The sequence below is a fragment of the Acidovorax sp. SUPP2539 genome (assembly GCF_030158975.1).
Lineage (GTDB): Bacteria > Pseudomonadota > Gammaproteobacteria > Burkholderiales > Burkholderiaceae_C > Paracidovorax.
The window spans coordinates 1-1,308 of sequence record NZ_BQXJ01000019.1; the positions used below are offsets into that span (position 1 = coordinate 1).

A 1,308-nucleotide genomic window follows, 5' to 3' on the forward strand; every position below is an offset into this window, starting at 1 on the left:
TGAGGTTGCCCCTGAAAACCGGAGTGCATAGCCCGATTCTCAAGCGGCAGATTTACGCTGCGCCGCCAACCAGCGTTGTTCGAATTGCATCGGGCTGAGGTAGCCCAGCGCCGAATGTAGCCGCGAGTGGTTGTAGAAGGCTATCCAGTTCATGATCGCCTGCCTTGCCTGCTCGCGCGTGGCAAACCGCTGGCCGTGAACGCAGGCGGTCTTCAGCCGTCCCCACAGGCTCTCGGTGGGCGCGTTGTCCCAGCAGTTGCCCTTGCGGGACATGGAACTGCGGATGCCCCACGCCGTCAAAGTGGCCTGGAAATCCTGGCTGCAATACTGGCTGCCCCTGTCGCTGTGGAAGATCAGGCCGGCCGGCGGTCTGCGCCGAAAGCAGGCCATCAGCAGCGCGTCCTTGACCAGCGCAGTCTGCATGTGCGCCTGCAGGCTCCAGCCCACCACCTGGCGGCTGTGCAGGTCCAGCACGGCAGCCAGGTACAACCAGCCCTCGTCGGTCGCGATGTAGGTGATATCGCCGCTCCACACCACGTTAGGTGCTGCCGGTGTGAAGCGGCGTTGCACCAGGTCTGGGGCCACCGGCAGGCGGTGCGCACTGTCGGTGGTCACCACGAACTTGCGTTTGCCCTTCGCCCTGATGCCGTGGCGTTGCATCAGCCGGCGCACCCGCTCCTTGCCCACGCGCAGGCCGCGGGCCAACAACTCGCGGTGCATGCGGGGCCAGCCGTACTCGCCGTGCAACTGCGCGTGGATGGCACGGATGTGGACCAGCAAGGCGTCATCGCTGTGTCGCGTGCGTCCGCCGTGCTTGGTGACACGCGTGGAGCCATCCCAGTGGAAATATCCGCTGGCGCTGACCTGCAGGACCTCGCACATCAGCGTGATCGGCCAACACCCCTTCATCGAGAAAATCCAGGCGTACCTTGCAGCACGTCCTGCGCAAAGTACGCCGCGGCTTTTTTTGCGATGTCGCGCTCCATCGTCAGCCGGGCCACCTGCGCCTTCAACCGCGCAATCTCCGCCTGCTCGGGCGTGACCGTCGGCATGGTGGTCTTGCCTTCGGACGGCGCCACCAATTGGCCCTTCGCATCGGCCCGCACCCAGTTCGTCAGGCTCGCCTTGGGCATGCCCAGCGTCGCGGCCACGGCCGACGCCGCGCGCCCGGCCTTGACCTGTCGCACGGCCTCCTGCTTGAACTCCTGCGTGTACTTCGCTCTCGTTTGCTTCTCGTTCAATTCATACTCCCGTCCCGGCATTCTCCGGGCTGGGGCTATGCACTCCAGAATTCGAGGGCAACCTCAG

The 1,308-nt window shown here is 65.0% G+C and carries 1 protein-coding gene; it reads right to left on the bottom strand.

Going from position 1 to position 1,308, the window contains the following annotated elements; all coding sequences use genetic code 11:
- Positions 1–39: 39 nt before the first annotated feature.
- Positions 40–1,241, bottom strand: a protein-coding gene (locus AVTE2539_RS26220) for an IS3 family transposase (protein ID WP_502868992.1) whose coding sequence is annotated in 2 segments (ribosomal slippage) — positions 40–971 and positions 971–1,241 — 1,203 coding nt in all. Because the reading frame shifts where the segments join, the coding sequence is not laid out codon by codon here.
- Positions 1,242–1,308 lie beyond the last annotated feature (67 nt).